The organism is Ensifer sp. SSB1 (genome assembly GCF_016652895.1).
In the GTDB taxonomy this organism is placed as follows: Bacteria; Pseudomonadota; Alphaproteobacteria; order Rhizobiales; family Rhizobiaceae; genus Ensifer.
In genome coordinates, this window is the sequence record NZ_JAEPRP010000217.1 from 9784 (window position 1) to 10942 (window position 1159).

The 1159-nt window shown below is 61.3% G+C and carries 1 protein-coding gene; it reads right to left on the reverse strand.

Annotation, left to right across the window (positions count from 1 at the left end; translation table 11 throughout):
• Window positions 1-4: 4 nt before the first annotated feature.
• A complete protein-coding gene (locus I8N66_RS33130) occupies window positions 5-970 on the reverse strand; it encodes a patatin-like phospholipase family protein (protein WP_113537735.1) in 966 nt (321 codons plus the stop codon).
• Window positions 971-1159: the final 189 nt, after the last annotated feature.

The following is a 1159-nucleotide window of genomic DNA, read 5'->3' on the forward strand; positions in this document are numbered from 1 at the left end:
CTCGTCAGCGTACGAGCGCGTCCTGCATCCGCTGGATCTCCGCGAGCTTGGCCTTCGCTTCGTGGTAGCCCCTATCGATCGCCTCTCCGGCACGGTGAAACTCCGATAGGCCGATGTCATTGAGCTTGGGATGCAATGCCAGATCCGGCGGGTCGCCTGCGAGGCGGGCGCGGGAAATACGATCCTGGATGATGTTGAAGGCCTGCACCATCACGCCGGTCATGCCGAGGCGGGAGTGATGGGTTGCTTCCTTCTCCTGCAGCGGTGAATCCGGCGTTTCCAAGCCGGCGCTGTGCTTGACCACGGCGGAGCGGCCGTAGAGATCATAGTTGAGGTTCACGGCGACGACGAGTTGCTGCTCGTGCGCGCGGCAGACCGAAACCGGGACCGGATTGACGAGTGCGCCGTCGATGAGCGTGCGTCCGTTCGCCTTGATGGGCTCGAAGATCCCGGGCAAAGCGTAGGAAGCGCGGATCGCGGTGATGAGCGATCCCTTTTCAAGCCAAACTTCGTGGCCGCTATGTACTTCGGTTGCAACGGCAATAAATGGTCTGTCGAGCCCCTCGATGCTGAGACCCTGCAGATGCTCCTGCATGCGCTTGGTGAGCCGCAGGCCGCCGAAGAGGCCGCCGCCACCGATGGCAAAATCAAGCAGCCCTGCAATTCGCCTGACGGTGAGGGAACGCGCGAAGGCCTCGAGTTCGTCGAGCTTGCCCGCAAGGTAACAACCGCCGACGAGTGCGCCGATCGATGTGCCGGCAATCATGCCGACATCGATGCCTTCTTCGTCGAGGGCCCGCAGCACGCCGATATGGGCCCAGCCGCGAGCGGCGCCGCCGCCAAGGGCAATTGCGATCTTTGGTCTTTGCGGAGGTGTCGCAGGTTCTGGTGGTGTTGTTGAAATAGATGTTCCGTCCGGACCGGACAAATCTGCAATCTGATTGCTACGCGTAAAAGTCCAATTCAACATCCGGCACCTCCAACACCGCCGAATACTCCGCAGCGCGACTCGTCGATGAGAATGCGCGAAGGTCGCTCTGGCAATTCATCATTGACTTAACTACCCAGGACCGGATTCGATCCTGGAAGAGGCAAATTGATGCGCGCGTCCTGGTGAGGCTCCGCCAAGCCGGCGCAGGTGCCGGCCTCGTCCTGTTCC